The organism is Actinopolyspora sabaoui (assembly GCF_051225635.1).
In the GTDB taxonomy this organism is placed as follows: domain Bacteria; phylum Actinomycetota; class Actinomycetes; order Mycobacteriales; family Pseudonocardiaceae; genus Actinopolyspora.
This window is the reverse complement of record NZ_JBMIHH010000013.1, coordinates 63558-85875: the sequence shown is the minus strand read 5'-3', so window position 1 is coordinate 85875 and position 22318 is coordinate 63558. Positions and strand designations below refer to the sequence as shown.

17 protein-coding genes are annotated in these 22318 nt (G+C 66.7%); 7 read left to right on the top strand and 10 right to left on the bottom strand.

What is annotated here, in order from left to right; all coding sequences use genetic code 11:
• Window positions 1-105: 105 nt before the first annotated feature.
• Window positions 106-918 (top strand): HAD family hydrolase, encoded by an 813-nt coding sequence (locus tag ACOQFL_RS21105; RefSeq protein ID WP_435545931.1) that lies wholly within the window; start codon window positions 106-108, stop codon window positions 916-918.
• 471 nt (window positions 919-1389) lie between these two features.
• Here the strand turns inward: ACOQFL_RS21105 and ACOQFL_RS21100 are convergent, their stop codons facing one another.
• Window positions 1390-2466, bottom strand: a complete 1077-nt coding sequence (locus tag ACOQFL_RS21100; protein WP_435545930.1) for a peptidoglycan recognition protein family protein — start codon at window positions 2464-2466, stop codon at window positions 1390-1392.
• A gap of 231 nt (window positions 2467-2697) precedes the next feature.
• Here ACOQFL_RS21100 and glf point away from each other — a divergent pair, with 231 nt between their 5' ends.
• The 4 genes from glf to ACOQFL_RS21080 all read left to right on the top strand — a co-directional run bounded on the left by glf (window position 2698) and on the right by ACOQFL_RS21080 (window position 7896).
• Window positions 2698-3885: a UDP-galactopyranose mutase gene (gene glf, locus ACOQFL_RS21095; protein WP_435545929.1), complete on the top strand. Its 1188-nt coding sequence runs from the start codon at window positions 2698-2700 to the stop codon at window positions 3883-3885.
• Between the two features lie 133 nt (window positions 3886-4018).
• A complete protein-coding gene (locus ACOQFL_RS21090; protein WP_435545977.1) occupies window positions 4019-5938 on the top strand; it encodes a glycosyltransferase in 1920 nt (639 codons plus the stop codon).
• 118 nt (window positions 5939-6056) lie between these two features.
• On the top strand, window positions 6057-6653 hold the full coding sequence (locus tag ACOQFL_RS21085; protein WP_435545928.1) for a phosphatase PAP2 family protein: 597 nt from the start codon (window positions 6057-6059) through the stop codon (window positions 6651-6653).
• A gap of 352 nt (window positions 6654-7005) precedes the next feature.
• The gene (locus ACOQFL_RS21080) at window positions 7006-7896 is read left to right on the top strand and encodes a decaprenyl-phosphate phosphoribosyltransferase (protein ID WP_435545976.1); all 891 of its coding nucleotides are present in this window, start codon (window positions 7006-7008) and stop codon (window positions 7894-7896) included.
• 481 nt (window positions 7897-8377) lie between these two features.
• Here the strand turns inward: ACOQFL_RS21080 and ACOQFL_RS21075 are convergent, their stop codons facing one another.
• Window positions 8378-8854, bottom strand: coding sequence for a YbaK/EbsC family protein (locus tag ACOQFL_RS21075; protein ID WP_435545975.1), 477 nt, complete (start codon window positions 8852-8854; stop codon window positions 8378-8380).
• A 115-nt stretch (window positions 8855-8969) separates the two neighbouring features.
• Here ACOQFL_RS21075 and ACOQFL_RS21070 point away from each other — a divergent pair, with 115 nt between their 5' ends.
• Window positions 8970-9509, top strand: coding sequence for a nitroreductase family protein (locus tag ACOQFL_RS21070; RefSeq protein WP_435545927.1), 540 nt, complete (start codon window positions 8970-8972; stop codon window positions 9507-9509).
• Window positions 9510-9657: 148 nt separating this feature from the next.
• Here the strand turns inward: ACOQFL_RS21070 and ACOQFL_RS21065 are convergent, their stop codons facing one another.
• The 5 genes from ACOQFL_RS21065 to dprE1 form a co-directional block, all read right to left on the bottom strand.
• Entirely contained in the window at window positions 9658-10239 is a 582-nt protein-coding gene (locus ACOQFL_RS21065) for a DUF2017 family protein (RefSeq protein WP_435545926.1), read from the bottom strand.
• 178 nt (window positions 10240-10417) lie between these two features.
• Window positions 10418-11245 carry an LGFP repeat-containing protein gene (locus tag ACOQFL_RS21060; RefSeq protein WP_435545925.1) on the bottom strand — a complete coding sequence of 276 codons (828 nt, stop codon included), beginning with the start codon at window positions 11243-11245 and terminating at the stop codon, window positions 10418-10420.
• Between the two features lie 239 nt (window positions 11246-11484).
• Window positions 11485-13506: a hypothetical protein gene (locus ACOQFL_RS21055; RefSeq protein WP_435545924.1), complete on the bottom strand. Its 2022-nt coding sequence runs from the start codon at window positions 13504-13506 to the stop codon at window positions 11485-11487.
• Between the two features lie 362 nt (window positions 13507-13868).
• On the bottom strand, window positions 13869-14624 hold the full coding sequence (gene dprE2 / locus ACOQFL_RS21050) for a decaprenylphospho-beta-D-erythro-pentofuranosid-2-ulose 2-reductase (protein ID WP_435545923.1): 756 nt from the start codon (window positions 14622-14624) through the stop codon (window positions 13869-13871).
• Window positions 14621-15958: a decaprenylphosphoryl-beta-D-ribose oxidase gene (dprE1, locus tag ACOQFL_RS21045; RefSeq protein WP_435545974.1), complete on the bottom strand. Its 1338-nt coding sequence runs from the start codon at window positions 15956-15958 to the stop codon at window positions 14621-14623. Before dprE1 ends, dprE2 begins: the two co-directional genes overlap by 4 nt.
• A gap of 211 nt (window positions 15959-16169) precedes the next feature.
• Between dprE1 and ACOQFL_RS21040 the strand changes: the two genes are divergently transcribed.
• Complete coding sequence (locus ACOQFL_RS21040; RefSeq protein WP_435545922.1) at window positions 16170-16619, top strand: GtrA family protein; 450 nt, start codon at window positions 16170-16172, stop codon at window positions 16617-16619.
• Window positions 16620-16971: 352 nt separating this feature from the next.
• Here ACOQFL_RS21040 and ACOQFL_RS21035 read toward each other — a convergent pair whose 3' ends face one another.
• The 3 genes from ACOQFL_RS21035 to wzt all read right to left on the bottom strand — a co-directional run bounded on the left by ACOQFL_RS21035 (window position 16972) and on the right by wzt (window position 22292).
• Window positions 16972-20331, bottom strand: a complete 3360-nt coding sequence (locus ACOQFL_RS21035; RefSeq protein WP_435545921.1) for an arabinosyltransferase domain-containing protein — start codon at window positions 20329-20331, stop codon at window positions 16972-16974.
• Between the two features lie 219 nt (window positions 20332-20550).
• Window positions 20551-21480: a galactofuranosyltransferase GlfT1 gene (glfT1, locus tag ACOQFL_RS21030; protein WP_435545920.1), complete on the bottom strand. Its 930-nt coding sequence runs from the start codon at window positions 21478-21480 to the stop codon at window positions 20551-20553.
• Window positions 21480-22292 carry a galactan export ABC transporter ATP-binding subunit Wzt/RfbE gene (gene wzt / locus ACOQFL_RS21025; RefSeq protein WP_435545973.1) on the bottom strand — a complete coding sequence of 271 codons (813 nt, stop codon included), beginning with the start codon at window positions 22290-22292 and terminating at the stop codon, window positions 21480-21482. The genes glfT1 and wzt overlap by 1 nt, the downstream gene beginning before the upstream one ends.
• Window positions 22293-22318 lie beyond the last annotated feature (26 nt).

Sequence of the window (22318 nt, the reverse complement as noted above, 5' to 3'; positions counted from 1 at the left end):
TCATGCCGCTCCGCTACGAGAGGTAGTCACGGCGTAGGCGGCATATTCCATGAAAGTGGTGCGCATCGCGTCCCGATAATCGGCTCGGCACGGCAGAATGGTCTGGTGCGCAGACCATCCCTTGTCGCTTCCGATGTCGACGGAACCCTGCTGGACCCCGCGGAGCGGGTCAGTGAACGCACCGCGCGCAGCGCGCGTGGCGTGCATGCCTCCGGAACCCCGTTCGTACTGGTCACCGGTCGTCCGCCTCGCTGGGTCCCGCGAATCGTGGCCGGTCTCGGCGTGGCTGGGACAGTCGTGTGCTCCAACGGTGCGGTGCTCTACGACGCGGCCGCGGACCGTGTGCTGCAGAGCACGGCGGTCGAGCCGACAACCCTGCGGGAGGTGACCGGCGAGCTGCGCGAGGCCCTCCCGGGTTGTTCCTTCGGGGTCGAGCGAGCCACCAGCGGCGCGCAGGACCGGTTGGACCAGCAGTTCATCGCCGAGTCCGCGTTCCACCGCTGCTGGCCCAACCCGGATCTGCGCATCGCCGTCCAGGACGAACTCGTCGGTGTGCCGGTGGTGAAGCTGCTGGTCATGCACGAGCGGATGACCAGTGCCGAGATGGCGCCCGTCGCTGAGGAACTGATCGGGGGACGGCTGGAGATCACCTACTCCACCGGGGCCGGGCTGCTGGAGTTGTCCGCGCCCGGCGTGAACAAGGCGGCGGGGCTGGCGCGGGTGGCCGAGCAACTGGCGGCGGATCCCCCCGACATCATCGCGTTCGGCGACATGCCCAACGACATCCCCATGCTGGAGTGGGTGGGGCACGGCGTGGCGGTCGGCAACGCGCATCCCGAGGTCCGCCAGATCGCCGACGAGGTGACCACCAGCAACACCCACGACGGGGTGGCGACCGTGCTCGAACGCTGGTGGTGAACGGGAAGCACACGGCAGGTTTGCGTGGCTGATCGGGTAGCCGTCACGTGAGTCGGCGCCTTGCGGCGTTGGGCCGGCTCTTGAGTAGCGACCTACGCGGCGAGCGGCCCGGCCTCGCAACGCATCCGACTCACGCACCGGGGACACCCGCGCTGCGACCCGCACAGTCGCTTCCCGACGGCGCGGCCTCGGGGGCGGAAATTTCGCGAGAAATTGACGCTCCAGTGCGGCGGTGCCGACTGCGAGGGTGGTGGGAGTTCGGCCTGCGGGAGTGGTGGGAGGGTGGCTATTCGTCGGCGCCGGTGGTCCGGCGATTTCGTGGGAAATTGACGGAGCCCGCGCCTTCCCGCTGCTCGGGGGTGTCAATTTCGCGCGAAATCGACACCCCCGAGACCGTCGTTGGGAAGCGACCAGCCCAGCCACCCAGTGAGAGGTTCCGCCACCCGCCTCGCTACGCGAATCGGCGACGGATCATCCGGCCGAGGCCTGTCTGATGGTCTCCATCCGGTCGTAGACGTTTTGACCGGGGCAGGCGGTGTCGCCGACGTCGCGGTGGGTGAAGATCCGGGGCAACGTGACCGAGGTGCCCTCGGGGTACTTGTTGCCCTTGCCGCCCCCGGAGACCAGCGTGGTCTGTCCTCGCGGATCACGGCCGACGGTGCCGAGTTTCCAACCCGCGAGCCTGCCGGTCGAACGAAGCGCACTGTCGGTCGGGTGGGCGGTCTCGAAGTTGCCGATCAGCGCCACCCCGAAGGTCTGACCGTTGAATCCCTTGGTGTGGCCACCCACCACGTGGCGGCGCAGCCCGTCGGTACGGCCGGCGAAGATCGTTCCGCACTTGTCCACCAACGCGTGGTAGCCGATGTCGCCCCACCCGAGTTCCACGGCGTGGTAGTGATACAGCCCCCTGACCACCTCGGCGGAACGCGCGCAGGTGTAGTCGTTCGTCTCCACGGTGTGGTGCACGACCGCCGCTCGTGTGGTGGCCGAGTACTCCGGTGGCCAGCGCATCAGGCTCTCGTCGGCACCCCACTCCGCGCGGGTTACCACCGGTGGCCGTGCGCTCCGCCGTTCGGGTTCCGAGCGCACCGGCTCCGTGCCCGGTGTGATCGCGATCAGTTCCAGTTCCCCGGTCACGTGCTCGCCCGCCCGCACCGCGCGTATCCGGATGCGGGAGCTCGACCCGGTCCACCAGGCACCGCTGGCGCCTACCGCACCGGAGACCTCGTTGCCGCCGTGTCCCGAGGAGCCCAGTGGCGAGAGCTCGTGCCAGGAGCTCCAGCGTCCGTCCTGCCAGTACTGTGCCTCCGTGTGGTCCGGGGCTTTCCCGTCCCAGGTGACAGCGACCATGCTGAACTGTTCTCGGGTCCGCACCGTGCGGACGCCCGGTGCTTCCCGTGTGCCCGGTGCCTCGGACAGCGCTCGGTGCACCGCCGTGGTTTCCCCGTGATCCGGATTCGCTCGTTCCGTGGTCGAACCGGCCGCGCCGGTGGTCAGCAGTGTGGTCGTGGTCAGTGCGATGGTTCCGACGATCAACCCGCGGCGCATAAGTCGCCTCGCTCACATTGCCGGCAGGCCCGGGCGGTGGTTGTCGGCAGGCCCGGGCGTGATTTCGATGTGAGTTGTCCACATCATCGCGAGGCAGTATGCGACCAAATCACCACACGCGCCCGGCGGAGCGGGCCGTTTTTCCGAAGCCGCGATCGCGAAACCGACACGCTCGGTCGCGTATGGCACGCGGTTTCGGCACCCGATCGGTCTAACGCTACCCTCGCGGCTGTGAGCTTCGGAGGTTATGACCTGATAATCGTAGGTTCCGGATTTTTCGGACTTACGATCGCTGAACGCGCCGCCACCCAGTTGGACAAGCGAGTACTGCTGCTGGAGCGAAGGCACCACATAGGTGGCAACGCCTACTCCGAGGCCGAGCCGGAAACCGGTATCGAGGTGCATCGTTACGGTGCGCATCTGTTCCACACCTCGAACAAGCGCGTGTGGGACTACGTCACCCGCTTCACCGACTTCACCGACTACCAGCACCGGGTCTTCACCCGGTACCAGGGACAGATCTACTCCTTCCCGATGAACCTCGGGCTGATCTGTCAGTTCTTCGGACGTGCCTTCACTCCGGACGAGGCGAAGGCGCTGGTCGCGGAGCAGGCCGCCGAGATCGAGACCGCCGATGCCAAGAACCTCGAGGAGAAGGCGATCTCACTGATCGGTCGTCCGCTCTACGAGGCGTTCGTACGCGGCTATACCGCCAAGCAGTGGCAGACCGATCCCAAGGAACTGCCCGCTGCCAACATCACCCGGCTGCCGGTGCGTTACAACTTCAACAATCGCTACTTCAGCGACACCTACGAAGGCCTGCCGGTGGACGGTTACACCGCCTGGCTGCGTCGGATGGCTGACCACCCCAATATCGAGGTGCGGCTGGAAACCGACTACTTCGACGTGCGTGACCAGTTGCCCGACGTTCCGGTCGTCTACACCGGTCCGCTGGACGGTTACTTCGACTACTCCGCCGGTGAGCTCGGCTGGCGAACTCTCGACTTCGAGACCGAGGTCATGCAAACGGGTGACTTCCAGGGCACGCCGGTGCTGAACTACGCCGACGAGGAGATCCCTTACACGCGGATCCACGAATTCCGGCACTTCCACCCGGAGCGGGATTACTATCCCAATGACAAGACCGTGATCGTTCGGGAGTACTCGCGGTTCGCGGAGAGTGGTGACGAGCCCTACTACCCGATCAACACGGCCGAGGACCGAGCGAAGCTGGAAGCCTACCGTGAGCTGGCCAAACGGGAGGCGAAGGAGCGCAAGGTGCTCTTCGGCGGCAGGTTGGGCACTTACAAGTACCTGGACATGCACATGGCCATCGGATCCGCGCTGAGCATGTTCGACAACAAGGTTTACCCCTACTTCACCGAGGGCCGCTCATTGGACGGCTCGATGGAGGACTGACGTGACTGACCGGACTTCTCCGACCGAGCCTGACCTGGCCGAGTCGGATCAGTTGGAGCAGGACGCCGCGGAGCAGAACTCCTCGGAACAGGACACGGCGGCTTCCGGAGCGGAGAGTGACTCCGTGTACGCCGTGGGTGAGAGCAAACTCGCCGACTCGGCCACGGTCCGTACCGGTGGCAAGCGGATCGGGGCCGAACAGGTGCTGCAGCGGGTGTTGCTGCCCCGTTCCGAGGATCCGATGGACGCCCGTCCGCTCTACCTCGACGAGCCGGAAGCCGCTTCGCAACACGCCACCGTGTTGTCCCGTCGATCGCTGCGTGTTCCGGTACACACCAACATCTCGTTCGCCTCGTACTTCAACGCGTTCCCCGCCAGTTACTGGAAGCGCTGGACGAAGCTCGACGAGGTCGTGCTGCGGCTCAAGGTTCGTGGCTCGGGCAGGCTGGACGTTTACCGCTCCAAGCCGAACGGCGACATCGTGCATCTGGAGGGGACGGCCGTATCCAGTCCGAAGTCCTGGCGTCGGCTGGAGTTCCGCATCTCGCTCAAGCCCTTCGAGGACGGCGGCTGGATCTGGTTCGACCTGTTCACCAACGAGGGTGACATCGAGCTCGACGAGGCGGCCTGGACCACCGACCTCAAACTGCCGAAGCAGCGGGTCGTGGTCGGCACCACCACAATGCGCCCGGACGACTGCGTGCAGACACTGCAGACGCTGGGTGAGGACTCACAGGTCCTCGACCTCGTCGAACGCGTGGTGGTGGCCGATCAGGGTTCGCAGAAGATCCGCGAGACCGAGGGTTTCGACGAGGCCGTTCGCCGAATCGGTGACAAACTTCACGTCATCGAACAGCCCAACCTCGGCGGTTCCGGTGGGTTCACCCGCGTGATGTACGAGGGTATCCACAACTCCGATGCCGAACAGGTGATGCTGTTCGACGACGACATCGCGATGGAGCCGGACGGCATCCTGCGTTCCAACGCCTTCGCGCGGGCTTCGGTGCAGCCGGTGATCGTCGGTGGGCACATGCTCAATCTTCAGGCCAGGTCACGGCTGCACACCATGGGTGAGGTCGTCGATCTCGGTGCCGCGATGTGGCGTGCCGCACCGGGTGCCGCCACCGACCACGACTTCGCCCAGTATCCGCTGCGCAAGAGCAGGAAGCTGCACAAGCTCATCCACTCCACCTACAACGGGTGGTGGATGTGCCTGTTCCCGAGGGAGGTCATCGAGCGGACCGGCCTGCCGTTGCCGCTCTTCCTCAAGTGGGACGACGCCGAGTACCACCTGCGTGCGGGTGAACGCGGTTATCCGACCGTTTCGCTGCCCGGTGCCGCCGTCTGGCACATGCCCTGGACGGACAAGAACGACGCGACGGACTGGACGGCCTACTTCCACACCCGAAACAGGCTGATCCTCGCCGCGCTGCACAGCCCGGACGACGTGCGCAAGAACCTGGTCAAACAGAGTCTCAAGCTCACGCTGCGGCACCTGTTCTCCATGGAGTACTCCACGGTCGCGGTGCAGCTCAAGGCGGTGGAGGACTTCCTGGCCGGGCCGGAGGGGCTTTTCGAGAGCCTGCGTACCGCCTTACCGGAGGTACGCAAGTTGCGTGAGAACTACTCCGACGCGCAGACCTACTCCTCCGCCGGGGAGCTACCGACTCCCTCCGCCAATCCCGCCCTGGCCGAAGCACTGTTGGATCCGCCGGTGCACCCGGTGCGGATAGCCAAGCGGGCTTCCCAGGCATTGCTGCACAACCTCAAGGCGCCCGATCCGAACGCCAAGAACCGGCCGCAGCTGAACATCCCCTCCTCGAACGCGCTCTGGTTCCTGCTCGGTGCGCTGGACAGTGCCACCGTATCCACCGCGGACGGAAGCGGTACCGTGTTCCGGCGACGTGACCCGGACGAGTTCCGCAGGCTCGGCAGGCGGGCGTTGGCGGACTACCGCAGGCTCGTCAGCGAGTGGCCCCGGTTACGGGACGCCTATCGACAGGCACTGCCTGAGCTGACCAGCCCGGAGTCCTGGAAGCGGATGTACGAGTGATTCGAAGCGAATCCGAGCGTCGGGCACTGCCGGGTGCACCGATCCGGGACCGGAACACCGGCCCCGGGCGGGCACCCGGAGTGGACGCACCTCGGCAGGAGAGGAAGCCGGAGACGAAGTGGACGTAGAGCTGACCACCGTGGCGACCGAGCCGATCGAGCCGATCGAGTCGGAGCAGACCACGGAGGAGGGACCGCCCGCTGCAGTCACGGCAGAGACCACCGCGGTGCGCCGTGTGCAGCACGTGCTGGCAGCACAACCGGTGGTTACCGTCGCGAAGGGCATGTCCAAATTCGGTGACCACGCACTCGGCTGGCTGGCGGTCGGGGCGGTCGGGGCGATCACCGACCGCCGCCGTCGTCGTGAGTGGGTACTGGCCGCTGCCGGTGTCGCCGCTTCGCACGGCGCCTCCATCGCGGTCAAGCGTCTCGTGCGGCGTAACCGCCCCGGCGACCCGGGTATCCGGGTGCTGGTCGACACCCCCAGCCGGTTGAGTTTTCCCTCCTCGCACGCCACTTCGACAACCACGGCCGCGATCCTCTACGGCAGGTTGCTCGGACGTGGGCTGGGACCGGTGGTGGTACCGCCGATGATGATCAGCCGCCTGGTGCTCGGCGTTCACTATCCGAGCGACGTGTTGGTCGGCTCGGGACTCGGTGGGGCCGTCGCGCTGGGTGTACGTCGATATGGCGAACGGCGGAGGAACCGTGGCTGACAGCAGCGAAGCCGATTCCCGGACCGCGGAGGAGACCACTTCGGGAAGCAACGACGGACAGCGGTCCAAACGGTCGGAGACAGGATCCGCTTCCAGCGTCGACACTGCCACCACCGAGCGCGAGATCGAGGCCGAACGTGACGCCGAATCCTCGAGCACCGATGCGTATTCCGCCGACACCGCGGACGCCGTGCGCACCGACTCCGAGGGGCTGATCGGCTCGGAGGCGGGCGGGGAAGCCGGTGCACTGGAGGACCGGTTCACCGAAGGCACGGCGGCCACGAACTCGGCCGGGACAACGACCGCCGAGGGATCGCTCCAGGACAAGTCCTCGGACGCCTACCACGCGAAGGTGATCGCCGCTGCGGGAACCCCGAGCGGGCTGCTCAACGGGCTGATCAAGGAGCTGCGGCCGAAACAGTGGGTCAAGAACATCCTGGTGCTGGCCGCACCGTTCAGCGCGGGTGAACTGTGGGCGGTTCCGACCCTGCTCGACGCGGCCGTGGCCTTCGTGGTCTTCTCGATGGCCGCTTCGGGGATCTACTTCATCAACGACGCTCTCGACGTCGAGTCCGACCGGGCGCACCCGACCAAGCGAAACCGGCCGATCGCGGCGGGGCTGATTCCGCTGCCGGTGGCCTACGGGGTGTGCGGGTTGCTCCTCGTCGGCTCGCTGGTCATCTCCGGTCTGATGAGCATGGGGCTGTTGGCGGTGATGCTCGTCTACGTCGCCGTGCAGCTCGGCTACTGCTTCGGACTCAAGCACCAGCCGGTGATCGACCTGTGCATCGTGGCCTCCGGCTTCCTGCTGCGCGCGGTGGCGGGCGGCGCGGCCGCCGGGCTGGAGATCACCCAGTGGTTCTACATCGTGGTCGCTTTCGGCTCGCTGTTCATGGTGGCGGGCAAGCGCTACGCGGAGGTCAAACTCGCCAACGAGACCGGAGCCAAGATCCGCAAGTCGCTACGGGCGTACTCCGCCTCGTACCTGCGGTTCGTCTGGGCCATCTCGGCCGCGATCATGATCATGTCATACAGCATGTGGGCCTACGACATCCGGCAGGTGGACAACTCGATCTGGGGAGTGGTGTCGATCATCCCCTTCGTGATCGGCATCCTGCGCTACGCGGTGGACGTGGACAAGGGGGTGGCCGGCGAGCCGGAGGAAGTGGCTCTCAAGGACAAGGTGCTGCTGGTGCTGTTCGGCATCCTGGCCGGGTGTCTCTTCTTCGCCTTCTACCTTTGAGCGTCAGCAGGAGAGTGGGGTGCGTGGCCGGGTAGCCGTCACGTGAGTCGGCGCCTTGCTGTGTTGGGCCGGCTCTTGAGTAGCGACCTACGCGGCGAGCGGCCCGGCCTTGCAATGCATCCGACTCACGCACCGGGGACACGCGCTGCTCATGCCGCATGACTGATGATGCGGATTCCACAGCCCGGTGCTCGTGGGTGGCCGAGTGGCGGAACCTCCGGCACGGCTCTCGCTGTGGGTCCGGCGACTTCGGGTAGCGACCTACACAACGTCTCCGGCGTCCTCGCGAGAGCCGCACCGGAGAACCCGCGGCGGTGCCCACTGCGTGGGTGGTCGGAGCGCGGCCCGCGCGAGTGCTCGGAGTTCGGCTCCGCGTCGATGGCGCGGCGATTTCGTGGGAAATTGACGCCCACATCCCCGTGCCACCCTCGGCTGCCCGGCGATTTCGTGGGAAATTGACGCCGGACAGTCTGGGATCTGCTCACTCTTCGGAGGCCACCGGTAGGGATCGGCCGTCGGTTATCCGAACCAGCTCGTCATGGGTGGTGGGAAACACCGTGCGGGGGGTGCCGCCCGCGGCCCAGACCCGTTCGTAGTCCGCCAGCGCACTGTCGACCACCGTCGGCAGCGCCTCGGGATGCCCCAACGGGGCCACCCCGCCGATCGCCTGGCCGGTGGCCCGACGAACCTGCTCGGGCTTGGCGCGGATGAGCGGTTGCCACCCCAGCCGCAGGGCCAGCGCTTCCGTGTCCACCCGGTGGCGCCCACTGGTCAGCACCAGAACCGGCTCCTCACCGGAGAGGAAAACCAGGCTGCCCGCGATCGCGCCCGTCTCGCAGCCGAGGGCCGCAGCGGCATCGGCGGCGGTCCTGGTCGATCCCGGCATCTCCCGGATCTCGCCCGGTACACCCACCGCCCGAAGCCGGCGGGCAACCTCTTTGCTGCGTTCGGGGAGCATGCTCTCCGAGGACGCGGTCGTCTCCGACTGCACGCGGCGAACCTCCGTACGGCTTCTCGGCGCATTGGGCCGACCTCTCGCGACAGTTCGCACCCTAGCGCACCATACTTCGATCGTGACCGAATCACCCGGGCGTGGTGCCCGTTTCCCGGAGTCGTTGCAGCTGCTGCGCGGATTGCGCGCCAGCCGCTGGTTCACCGATGACGAGGTGACCGCGGCGGAGCTGCGCCGCGTACTCGAGGTGGCCCGTTGGACCGGTTCCGCGCGCAATCGCCAACCGTGGCGGGTGCACACCGTTCGCGACGCGGACACCAGGGGAGAGCTGAGTCGCTGCGGTGACTACGCCCTGCACCTCGCGCAGGCACCGGTGGTGCTCCTGCTCGCGCTGGATCGCGGCGGGGCGGACGCCGAGTTCGACGGAGGGAGGTTCGCACAGACCCTCATCGCGGCGGCGGGCGCTTTCGGGCTCGGTTGCTGCCCGGCAACCTTCTTCCCGGCGGCCAACGCCGACCGGGCCACCGCGATCGCCGGGTTCGAGGCACCCTGGTCGGTGCGCACCGGGATCGCGTTGGGATGGCCCGCGCCCGCCCCTCCCGGCCGCTCCGCGATCCCGCGAGGCAGATTGCCGTTGGGCGTCCTCTGGTCGGGGGAGTGAACCCGCTCAGGGGAGTGAGCGCCGTTCGACAGCGGCTCGGCTCCGCGAGAGACCGCCGCACGCACCCCTGTCATTCCACCGGCCCTGGCGTTCCACCGGCACGAACCGGGCCGCGAACCCTGGCAGCAGTACCCGTCAGTAGTGCCCGTCAGTAGTAGGAGTACTCCGGCAGGGGCTGTCCGGAAACCTTGCGCAGCACGTCCGCGACATTCTGCATCCACCACACGGCGAACCGGGCGGGCGTGAGCGGATCGCTCCAGTCCGCCGTCTTGTCGAAGTGCTCGTCGATGGGGGCGCAACCGGGGCCGAGCACGCCGTGTTCCACACCGTAGGCGATGCGCATGTTCACCAGCACCCAGAACCACGCCTCGACCTGCTCGGCGTTGTGCAGCACCAGCTGTTCACCCGTGGCCGGCAGGGTGCGCAGCACGACGTCCGCGTCCTCGCGGAGCCGGTTGATCAGGTCGGCCTCCAGCCAACCACGCAACGCGTCGTCGTCCACGGGATCGCACCAGCTGTCGCGCAGCGCGCGGAGCATGGTCGAGTCCAGTGGTGTGACCGGCAACGGCAACGAGAGTCGCTCACACAGCCAGTCGTATTCGCGGTATTCGTCCAGTCTTCCCTGGATCAGTTCCCGATATCGTGGCAGTGAAGCGCGTAGCCACTTGAACATGGTCGAATCGAACTCAGCGACCAGCGTGTTATCCACAATGGAGCACTTCACGGCCATATCCGAGTCTCCCATCGCCCCGGCCCCGAATCCACAGTCGATTCTCGCAGCCGACTCGACGGGAGTCACAACCGCATCCACGATGCGATAGCGATCGGTGTTATCCGCCAGTTGCCCGGTCTCCCCGGCACTTCCGCGCCGGAGGAGACCGGGTCGGCAACCCGCTGGAAAACTCCGGTCAGTAACGGTACGCCTTGGTCTTGCCGGTCTTGGAGTTCCAGATGATGTAGCCGTGCTGGAAATCGCTACGCCGACCGTTCTTGATGCCGTACTCGTTGGTCTTGGGAAAACCCAGCCACGATTTCTCGGCGCCGAGCTTCAGCCAGCGGGCGCGGATCGCACCCTGCACCGAGTGAGCACCGGTTTTCTCGCTCCAGTAGACGGAGGCACCGTGGTGATCCGCGCCGCGGAAATGCGTGTAGATCCCCTTGCCACCGGGAGTGTCCGTGGTGGTGGAGGTCGGGTAGTTCAGAAAACCGCGTTCATAGCCGTTCTTGGCCCAGAATTGCCTCGGCGGCCCCCAGATTCCCTGCGCACCGGTCTTCGGAGTCCAGTAGATCGAGGCGATCCCGATCGCCTTGGTCCCCGTGAAGTGGTTGTAGCGCCCCTTGCCGTCCGGCGTCTTCAGCTCGTCGGTGGTGGGGACACCGTAGGTCTCGTGCGTGCCCACCTCGGTGTAGCGGTCGGCGATGGCACCGTGCACTTCGTGCGTGCCGGTGTCGTTGGTGTGATACATCCAGCCGTTCTGGAACTCCTGGTAGGAGATCCCGTCCTTGTGGTACTCGGTGTCCACCGGGTGACCGAGCAGCTTACGCAGCTTCGGATCGTTCCAGTACCGATGTTCGATGGGGGTGAATTCGGCGGACGACGCCTTCTGGGTCTGCTCCTCCGCCCGGGTCTGTTGTTCCGCGCGGGAAGTGTCCACATCGCCGCTCGCGATGCCGGACAGCCCCAGCGACAGCGTGGCCGCGAGCATGGTGGCCGCGCCGGCCACTGCTCTGCGCAAGATCGAACCGTTTCCGGAAAACACGGGATGCTCCTGTTCAGCTCGGCGAACTCCGAACGATGCCCAGCTTGGGAGCGGGTGGGCCGGAGCTGTGGCACGGACACGCTCGATCCCACGGCTCATACCGTTATTTCACCTGTTAGTGACAACGAGGGGCCTTCCGGAACGCTCCGGAAGGCCCCTCGGGGATGTCACACCATCACACCCGTCGAATGCTCAGCGAGTGGTGATCCATCGGGTCACCACGGCCGGTCGACGATCTCACCGGTCTCCGGGTAGTAGATGACGTAGCCCCCCTGGAAGTTCACCCTGCGATTACCGTTCTCAGTGGTCATCTCATCGCTGATGGGGTAGCCGAGGTAGGAGCGTTCCCAGCCGAGCTGCCGCCACCGGTCACGGATACCGCCGTAGACGGCGTGCGCCCTGTCGACACTCTTGCTGAAGTAGATCGAGCTGCCGCCCGCACCGTTGAAGTGGTTGTAGGAGGCCTGTCCATCCGGTGTGATGCGCTGATCGGTGGTCGGGTAACCGAGGGGTCCTCCCGGACCACCTTCCTCCAGCAGGTACTTCGAGGCGATCCCTCCCTGCAGGGAATGTGCCTGGGTCGGCTGGCTCCAGGCGACCATGGCGAACATATTGTTCTGGCCGCTGAAGAGGTTGAACCTTCCGGAGCCGTCCCCGTAACCGACGAGCTCGTCGGTGATCGGGTACCCCAACGGTCCGGTGACCCCGCCGCTCGCCATCCACTTGTCGTAGATGGCGCCGTAGACGGCGTGCGTGGCCCCGAATTCTTCTATCCAGGAGCCTTCCGAGGCCGAGTAGATGGCGCCGCCATCGCTTCCGGCGAACTCGATGTAGCTGCCCTTACCATCCGCGGCGCTCTGCTCGTCGGTGGTGGGGTAGCCCAGCGGGCCGCGTTCCCAGCCCAAGGAGGCCCACTTGTCCCGGATGGCGCCTTGGATGGTGTGTGCGCCGGTCTGTTCCGACCAGTAGATCGAGCCGTTGTTCTCGAAGTGGTTGTACTGGCCGGTGTTGTCCGGTGTGGCGGTGGTGTCGGTGGTGGGGTAGCCCAGCGGGCCGCGTTCCCAGTTGGTGGAGGCCCACTTGTCGTAGATAGGGCCCTGGATCGTGTGTGCGCCGGTCTGTTCCGACCAGTAGATCGAGCCGTTGTTCTCGAAGTGGTTGTACTGGCCGGTGTTGTCCGGTGTGGCGGTGGTATCGGTGGTGGGGTAGCCCAGCGGGCCCGCTCCACCGCCGGTCTCCTCCCACTTCGCCAGGACCTTGCCCTGCAGCACGTGGGCCTGCGTCTCGGCGGTCCAGTAGATGACGCCGCCGTTGGCGAACTCGCTGTACTGGCCCCTGCCGTCCGCTGTCGCGGCGGTGTCGGTGGTGGGGTAACCCAACTGGCTACCGCCACCTTCGGCGCGCCACTTCCGCAGCACGGGCTCACCGAGCACGTGGGCTTCCGCGCCCTCCGGCGCGTAGATCGCGCTCGTTCCCCGCTCGGAGCTCACGAACTCGCCGTAGGGGGTTCCGGCCTCGTCCGTTTTCCTGCCGGTGGAGGGCACGCCCAGTGCCTCGTGCCCACCCGCATTCACGAAGGCGTCGAGCACGGCACCCGAGACGGAGTGCACGCCCTGGTCCGCCGACCAGTAGATCCGGGCGTTGTCGTACTTCTGGTAGCGGAGCGAGTCGCTGACGACCTGCTCTTCACCGACCGGCTCGCCCAGGCGTTCCTGTTCCGCGGCGTCGAGGCTCTGGTAGTACTCGTCGATCTTGCCCGCGCCGGGGTCCTCGTCGACCTGATCGCCGCTGTCTCCGGAATCGGAGCCCGAGTCGCCGCCGGAACCGGTGTCATCACCGGACGTCGAGTCGGTGGACCCGGAGTCCTCGGTGGTGCCGCTGCCGGAATCGCCGGTGGACCCGGAGTCCTCGGTGGCTCCGCTGCCCGAGTCACCGGTGGAGCCGTCCCCGGAGCCCGAGGCGTCGCTCGATCCGGAGTCGTCCTCGGAAGTGCTGTCCCCAGAGCCCGAAGAGTCGGTCGATGTGCCTGCTTCGCTCCCAGACTCGGTCTGGGAGGAGTCGTCACCGGAGTCGGCCTGCTGCTGGCTCGACTGGGTGGTCGGCGTGCTCTGCTCGGGCTGTTCGGTCGCTCCGGCCGCGGGCGCGGCCGTGACCAGGGCGGCTGCCGTGCTCAGCGCGACGGCATGCCCCACAAGATTCTTGACCGTCACTATTTCCCCTTTCAGGTCTCGTTCCATGATCGGACGAAAGGGGCGTGACTGTCGCGTCCTGTTATCGTTTCGCAGTCGAATTTACCCGTGCAATCGTCTTGCTTCGGGGTGTAACGCGGTGAGCTGAATTACATTCCATGCTTTCGTCGGCACGCTCAGTCGTGATTGTTCGCGGCGCTCGGTGTCGAGTCTCGCCGAATACGGAAACGATGTCACGCCTCGCGGCCGTGCTTGGCGGAATCGGGCCGCGCTGGTCAGCCGACCGGGGAGACGAGTTCGCCCGGTGCGTGTTCGACGAGAACAAGCACCGGGCGAAAATCGGTATGCCGTGTGGAGGTTGTGCGGTCAGGCCGGAGAAGGCGGAAATCCGGACGTATCGCGGAGTCCGCTCAGAACGGGAGCCTGCGGAACACCGCGCGGGGCAGATGCCGCAGCACGCTCATCACGTAGCGGAACTGCGCCGGTGCCCACACCAGTTCCCTGCCCTTGCGCACCGAGTTCACGACGATCTCCGCGACCTGCTCGGGAGTCTGCGCCAGCGGCGCCTCCTTGAGCCCTTCGGTCATCTTCGACTTGACGTGTCCGGGGCGCACCACCGTCACCTTGATTCCGGAGGGGCGCAGCGCCTCGGTCAGGCCGGTGTAGAACCCGTCCATCCCGGCCTTGGAGGAGCCGTAGGCGAAGTTGGAGCGACGCACCCGTTCCCCCGCGACGGAGGAGAGCGCGACGATGTGGCCGTGTCCCTGCTTGCGCAGGTGCTCGGCGAGCAGCACTCCCACCGTCACCGGAGCCACGTAGTTGATCTCGGCCATCTCCTGCGCCGCCGAGACGTCGGTCCAGAGTTTCTCCTGGTCGCCCAGCATGCCGAACGCGACGATGCTGATGTCGATGTCCCCTTCGCCGAAGGCCTTGTCCAGGGTTTCCGCGTGGGTCTCGGGCTTGCGGGCGTCGAACGGGACCGTGGTCACCGTGCTGCCCGTCTCGCGCAGTCGCTCCGCCGCCGCCTCCAACCGGTCGGAGGGGCGCGCGGCCAGCACTATCCGAAGTGGACGCTCTCGCGCGTAGCGCTCGGCGGTGGCCAGCGCGATGTCCGAGGTGCCGCCGAGCAGCAGCAGGGACTGGGGGTTGCCAACCGCATCGATCACAGGTTCAGCCTCCTGGCCAGGTCGGAACGGAAGATTCCTTCGGGGTCGACCGCGGCACGCGTCTTGCGCCACTCGTCGATGCGCGGGTACATGCGCTCGATCATCTCGGGAGTGGTGCGGGACTCCTTGGCGAGGTAAAGCCTGCCACCGGCCTCCAGCACCATTTCGTCCAGCTCCCGGCACAGCCGATCGAGACCCGGCGTGACCGGGATGTCGACGGTGAGTGTCCAGCCCTTGTCCGGGAACGACATCGGTGCCGCGTTTCCCGGGCCGAATGTCTTGAGGACGTTCAGGAACGAGACGTGTCCCGAGGCGCTGATCTTGTCGATCGAGCGACGGAACGTTCGTTCCTGACCGAACGGAACCATGAACTGGTACTGCAGAAAACCGTTGGAACCGTACACACGATTCCATTCGCCGACCAGGTCGAGCGGGTGGAAGAACTGTGTGATGTTCTGTACCGAGCCGTATTTCGTGGGCGCTTTGCGGTACCAGACCTCGTTGAAGGCGGTGATGGTGTACTTGTTCACCAAACCGTTCGGAAAAACCGGCGGCGCCGTCATCAACTGGGGGGCGTCGAATCCGAGTGGGTTCTTCCGCAGTTTTTTCGGGAGTTCGTCGAGAGTGGCGGGATTGCCCCGGGTGAGCAGTGCGCGTCCCATCCGGTCGCCCCGCGCCAGCGAGTCGAACCAGGCGACCGAGTACACGTAATTCTCGTCGGAGCCGTCCGTGAAGTGCTCGAGCAGCTCGTCCAGATTCTGGGTCCGGATGTTGTCGACCACGAAGTAGGCCGTTTCCACCCGCTTGAGGCGAATGGTGGCCCGGACGACGATGCCGGTCATCCCCATACCGCCGACCGTGGCCCAGAACAGCTCGGCCGATTCTCCGTCAGGGGTGAGCCTGCGTATCTCGCCGTCCGCGGTCAGCAGGTCCAACGAGATCACGTGGCTGCCGAACGATCCCTGCGAGTGGTGGTTCTTGCCGTGGATGTCCGCCCCGATGGCCCCGCCGACGGTCACCTGCCGGGTGCCGGGAAGTACCGGTAGCCAAAGTCCGTACGGGAGCAGCCTGCGCATCAAGGTGTCCAGGGACACGCCCGCGTCCACGTCGACGAGCGCGTTGTCGACGTCGATCGTGTGGATCCGGTCGAGCGCGGTCATGTCGATGACGGTTCCACCGGCGTTCTGCGCCGGATCGCCGTAGCTGCGGCCGAGACCTCTGGCGATCACCCCGCGTGGGCCGGCCTCGCGCACGGCGCGGGCGATTGTCTCGACATCCGGTGTGCTGACCACTTCGGCCGTGGTGGGGGCAGTACGTCCCCAGCCCGTCAGCATCCGTTGCTCGTTGTTAACCGATCCCACCGGGCCGAGTCTAGCTGCGTACCGTTGCACGGCAGCGCCGGGTGAAACCCGGCCCCACCCCGCTGGACCGGTCGAGTGGCTACACTTGCCGATGAGTCAGGGGCGGCGGGTGACGCGTGGGCGGGTTGATTACCGCCCGGCCCGGTTCCCGCTTAAGTGTCGTCGTGACAGCCGAGGTGAACGAGTGGCCGTGGCCGAAAGCACCGCCGAACCTGATACCAAGAAGCTGGGGATAGTCGAGCAGCTCATCCGTTTCGGACTCATCGGCGTCGTCTGCGCGCTGCTGGACTACGGCTCGTACATGACGCTGCTCGCGCTGGACACGCCGAACTGGGCGGCCCGCACCCTGGCATTCGTACTGGGCACCAGCGCCTCGTACGTGGCGAACCGAAGACTCACCTTCGCCGGTGCCAACACCGGCAACACGAAGGCGAAGGCCGGGGCGTTCGTACTGGTCTACGTGGTGACCTTCTTCGTCAACATCGGTACCAACCAGCTGTTGTTCCTGCTGTTGCCCGAGTTCGGCTTCCACTACGGGGCGCAGCTCAAGTGGACGGTATGCTGGCTGGCGGGCCAGGGCCTGGGTACCGCGATCAACTTCGTGCTGCTGCGCTGGGTCGTCTTCCGGGAGTGAGCTGGGTCGTCTTCCGGGAGTGATCCGCTGACCTCGGGGGCGCCGGCAATTTCCCGCGAAATCGCCGGGTCACTGCGCAAGGACCTGGTGCGTACGGCGGTTCGGCCTGGGGCGGCCGTCAATTTCCCGCGAAATCGCCGGGCCGTTACGACGCGGGGCCGAGCCCCTACCAAGTCCGCAGGCCGCACTCCGACCACTTCCGCAACCCGCACCGCCGCGGGTTCTCCGGTGCGGCTCTCGTGAGGAAGGCCGACGTTGTGTAGGTCGCTACCCGAGGTCGGGCCTCCCCGCAGCGAGAGCCGTGCCGGAGGTTCCGCCAAGCGACCAGCTACTCCGCCCGAGCCGTCAAAGCCTACTGGCTGCCGCGTCGGTTGGCGGACCCGTCGACATGCCCGATCTTGTCGCCGTCGAACTCCTCTTCCGAGGAGGTGTCGTTGCGGTCGTCCGAACTGGGCACATCCCCGGGCAGCTGCACCGGCCTGCTCATCGGCCCCGGGCTCCACGTGCCCCAGTGGGTCTCCTCCTCGATGTCCATGGCCGTCTGGGCGGGTAGCGCCGCGGGCCGGTACCGGTCCACGGCGTAGAGCGTGCCCCAGTCCCGGTGGATGTTGCCGCGCAGGTAGGTCGGCATCTCACGCATGCTGCTGGTGACGTTGAGCCAGCCGAACGGCCCTGCCGCGTCGGGCGAGGACCACGCCTGGCCGACCGAACGCAAATTGCCACCGGCGCTGATCCGGAAGCGCGGCACCTCGGCGATACCGTGGCTGATGTCCGGCAGGTTCAGGCACGGATGCTGGAAGGCGGCCGTCCACTCAACGAAGGCGGGTGCGTCGCCGATGAAATCGGTCATGTTCGTCAGCCGGGGTGCGCGGGGGGCGCTGAAGGCGAGCCAACCGTCCTCGCCGAGAGAGCGGTCGACGGCCACCACCCGGGCCTGCTCGGCTCCTTTCGCCCTGCCGTCCACGCTGATCCGGGCGTCCCGCCAGTCGGTCTTGGGAGCCGTCAGCACGCGGCGACGATCCGTCACCTCGAAGCCGTCATCGGTCTGCTTGCCGAACTCCACATAGATCCTGTTCGCACCGCTCACCTTGCCCGCCAGGGTGAGCACCATCGGGACGTTGCCCTTGCGGGCACGTTCCGGCAGGTCGTACCACTGGGTGCGCAGTTCGCCGGTCACGGCTTCCCGGCTGGCGTAGCTGCCCCAGACCGGTGCTTCATCGCTGCCCAGGTCGTAAGGTGGAGTCCAGTCCTTGCCCTGGGGTTCGCCGTCGTCGGGGGGCAGGCCGTCGCGTCGGAAGCCGCGCATCTTGGCCCCCAGGTACGCTTTCGGCGACTCCTCGGACTCCAGGCGGGCGGGGACCTCGGCATCCGGTAGCGGGTTGTCGGGTTGCGTCTCGGAGACCCGCAGCATTCCCGCGAGCGGGTCCTTCTCCACGTACACGTAGTCCGACAGCCCGCAGCTGCTGCCCATCAACTGCTTGACCGAGTCCTTGCCCAGGCTGTAGCTGTTCCACTGGCTCTGGATCGCCTTGCCGAAGGTGGCCAGCTCACCGATGACCAGCAGCGCGCAGACCACCGAGAGGGGGGCGGTGCCCAACCGCAGTGCACGACTGCGGCCCTCCACACCGGTGCGGCCGTGGCGGTCGAGCTTCGGCGGGTTGACCACGTGCGGCCGGTGCTCGTCGATCCGCAGGTGCTCGATGACCGCGACGATCAGCGCTATCCCCCCGATGACCAGCAGCACCGTGCTGGCCTCGTAGCCGAGGACCGAGGGCTGCTTGTTGTGCCAGGGAATTCCCCATCCCGAGACGTACCACCAGGCGTTGGGTCCGGTGGCCGCCAGCGCGCAGATCGCCATCAGGCCCGCGAAGAACGCGGCACGGTTGCGCCGCGACCGCAGCACCGTGCCACTGGTGGCCAGCGCGGTCAGCGCCGCGAGTGCGCCGCCGACCGAGGCGAAGATGCCGAAATGGTGTGTCCACTTGGTGGGAGTGAGCACCAGCACGAAGAACGTCAGCGCCGTCATCCCCAGCAGCCTGCGACTCGGGCCGAGTGCCGCGCCCCGGATACGGCCGCGTCGCAGCAGCACCACGGCACACGTGATCAGGCACAGGATCACCAGCAGTACGGGGAACCGCCGGGTCATCGAGCCGTCGGGGATCTGGCTGAACAGCAGTGAGTAGCGGCTCACCTCCTGGTACCAGCTCAGGCTCGGGCCGAGCTCGCCGCGCAGCTGGGTCGACTCGAGCACCGACTGCCAGGTCTGGTCCCAGTAGACGATGTTGAGTATCGCGAAGCCGCACGCCGAGATCGGGGCGAGTACCGGCAGCCAGCCGAACTCCCTGATTCGTTGGCTGACGATCCGGAACAGCGGTTTGAACGCGACCACGAAGGGCAGCACGGCCATCAGCCCGTGCGGATTGGCTCCCAGCGCCAACGCGGCCCCGAACAGGCCGACAGCAGCGGGCAGCAGGCGCTTCGTCGCCACCGCCCGCTCCACACCGGCCAGCGCGAGCAGCGAGAACAGCACGACCACCGGCTCGGGACGGAGGCCGTTGTTGTAGGGCATCCAGAACGCCAGGAAAACGGCGGCGGCGGCCCAGCCCGCCGCGTGACTGCGGCGAACCTGTTGCCCGAGCCTGGGCAGCAGCTCCCGACTGATCAGCAGCCAGCTCGCGATGCCCATCAGCAGGGCGGGCAGCCGCATCCAGGGGGTGGAGGCCGAGATCCGAACCCACTGCGAGTAGAGCTCGTAGAACCAGCCGAACGGGGATTCCGGAGCGCCGAACCAGCGGTAGTAGTTGCTGATGTAGCCCGCGCTGTCCCGGGAGCGCGCTATCGAGAGGATGTAGCCGTCGTCGGAGGTCATGGCTCCGATCAGCCACCAGACGAGCAGTGCGGCCAGTACCGACGCGTCCCGCCATGTGGGTTTCCACCACCCCGTGGGGACCAGTTTGGGAGCACGTCGTCCAGCGCGGCGGTCGAGCCTGCGGATCACGATCACGCAGCCGATGAAGCACAGCACCGCCAACCCGATGACCACGAACTTGAACACCGTCGCGCTGGTGGACCACCGGGTGTCGACCTGCGCCCGGAACGAGACTTCTTCGACCGGGTCCTGCCGCTCGTCGAGGTCGGAGTAGATGCCGGTCAGCTGCGGACGCCGGTCCCCGCCCGTCGCGTTCGCCAGTGGTTTCTCGCCCACACTGGCGACGGTCCGCGAGCCGTCGGAGCGCACCGAGATCGTGCAGTTCCCGTCCGGGATGGTGGCGCTGCCGAGCCGGCTCCCGCGGGAGAGCAGCGTGAGCCTGCCGTCCTCGACGCGTAACACCATGCCGGTGAGATCGCCGTACTCGGAGGAGGGGGGATTCGTGCTCAGTACGTTGGCCGAGTCCGAGGTCCTGGAATCCAGGCTGCGGGCGGTCGCGCAGGGCGCGGTGAACTCCAGATCCACCGGGGAGTAGCTGACCAACGGGGCGGAAACCGGCTCGGTTCCCTCCGCCGTGGGCCAGCTGAGGTTGGTGATCTCGTGCTTGACGGGCAGGAACGGCACCGACAGCGAGAGGATCGTCCCCACTATTCCGAGTACAGCCGCGATCCCCCGAAGACGTCTGCGGGAAGCGGTCTCGTTCGCGGCACCACGGTCTCCGGTGTCACCGGAGCCGTTTCCCCGATTGGGCCGCTCGTCCTCTTTCCGCCCGACGCTAAGCACGAGTGGAGAATAGTAGGTGTTCAGGCGACGCTGTTTCGCGGTATCACCGGCATGTGCCGCCCGACACGTCGCGCGGATTGTCGTCGAGTTGGTTTTCGCCGTTTTGTCCAATGTTCGGCGGCGCGCCGCCGAACCGGTGGCACGACGATTTCCGGTCCGGCCGCGTGGCGGTCGGACCGGTCCGGCGTGCCGGGTGGCCCTGGCGTGGGCCGCCCCGGATCACCTGCGGTAGAAACGTTCCTGCCTGCCCAGGCGCAACAGCCGGAGCCATTCCAGGAAATCCTTCGGGCTCCGGCGCTGCCACACGAAGTAGAGCCCGAAACGCGCCACTTCGAGCATCCCTATTCCGCGCATGCCCGGCTGTGCGAGCAGGTAACCGCGGTTTCGGTAGGTGTAGTAGCGCTTGGTGGAATCCTCCGGATCCTGTGCGTGAAACTTCCCACCCAGCATCGGTTTGAATTCTCCCGAGCCGTTGGGATGCAGGAATCGAGTACGCAGTGTGGTCCCGAACGGCAGTCCGGATCGCACGATCCGGCGGTGTATTTCCACCTCGTCGCCGCGGAAGAACAACCGGTAATCGGGCACTCCGACCACGTCCAGCGTGCCCGCCCGGAACAGTGCCCCGTTGAACAGCGAGGCGATGCCCGGCAGGAAGTCGTGCTCGGAGCCGGTGCCGCGCAGTTCCTCGGGGCGGCGTTTCCACGTCAGGCCACGCCGCAGCGGGAAGGCGAGGGTGTCCGGGCTGTCGATGTCGACCACGACCGGTGACACGGCGGCGAGGCCGCGCGCTTCCGCTTCGTCCAGCAGGGTTCGCAGCGCGTGCTCGTCGGCGGGGCGGCCGTCGTCGTCACCGAGCCAGATCCACTCCGCGCCCAGCGAGAGCGCGTGCATCATGCCCAGCGCGAACCCACCCGCGCCGCCCAGATTCCGCCGGGAGGGCAGATAGGTCGTGGGGATCGGGCACTCGGCGACCACCTCGGCAGCGGGTTGGTCCGGGCCGTTGTCGACCACCACCAAGTGGTCCGGCGGCCTTGTCTGGCTCCCGATCACCTTCAGCGACTCGGCGAGCAGTTCCGGGCGGTGTCGGGTGACGATCACCGTCACGACCGAGTCCGCCGGCAGCAGTGCGGATTGTTCGGATGCCGTCATCAGCTCTCGCCGCTTCCGACGGTCGCGGCCGAACCGGCGTGCTCCTGCTGCATCCTGGCCTTCGCCTGCGCGCTGAGGTTCTCGAAGGGGTCCTTGCCCTTGTAGTGCGTGAGCACCTCGCGCAGCGGACCGTGCTCCTTGATCTGGCCTTTTTCCATCCAGATCGCGGTGCTGCACAGCTCGGCTAGGAACTCGTCGGAGTGCGAGGCGAACACCAGCATCCCGGAACGCTTGACCAGCTCGTTGAGCCTGCCCTTGGCCTTTTCCAGGAAGTCGGCGTCGACCGCGCCGATGCCCTCGTCGAGCACCAGGATCTCGGGGTCGATGGAGGTGACCACGCCCAGGGCGAGCCGGACCCGCATACCGGTGGAGTAGGTGCGCAGCGGCATCGACAGATAGTTCCCGAGCTCGGTGAACTCGGCGATGTCGTCGATCCGTTCCTCCATCTGCTTGCGGCTCATGCCCAGGAACAGCCCGCGGATGATGATGTTCTCCTGCCCGGAGATCTCCGGGTCCATCCCCACGCCGAGATCGAAGACCGGGGCTACCTTGCCCTCTACGCGCGAGCTGCCCCGCGTCGGCTCGTAGATGCCGGAGAGCAGCCGCAGCAGGGTGGACTTGCCCGCGCCGTTGTGGCCGACCAGGGCCACCCGGTCGCCGTGTCGCAGCGAGAGGTCGATGTCGCGCAGCGCCTCGATGATCGGGACCTTGGTGTCGGTTCCGATCTTGCCCCCGGTCTTGCCGAGCATGGCCTTCTTCATCGAGCGCGACTTCGCGTCGAAGATCGGGAAGTCAACCGCTGCGTTCCACACGTCGATACTGACCACGGTTCGTCGAC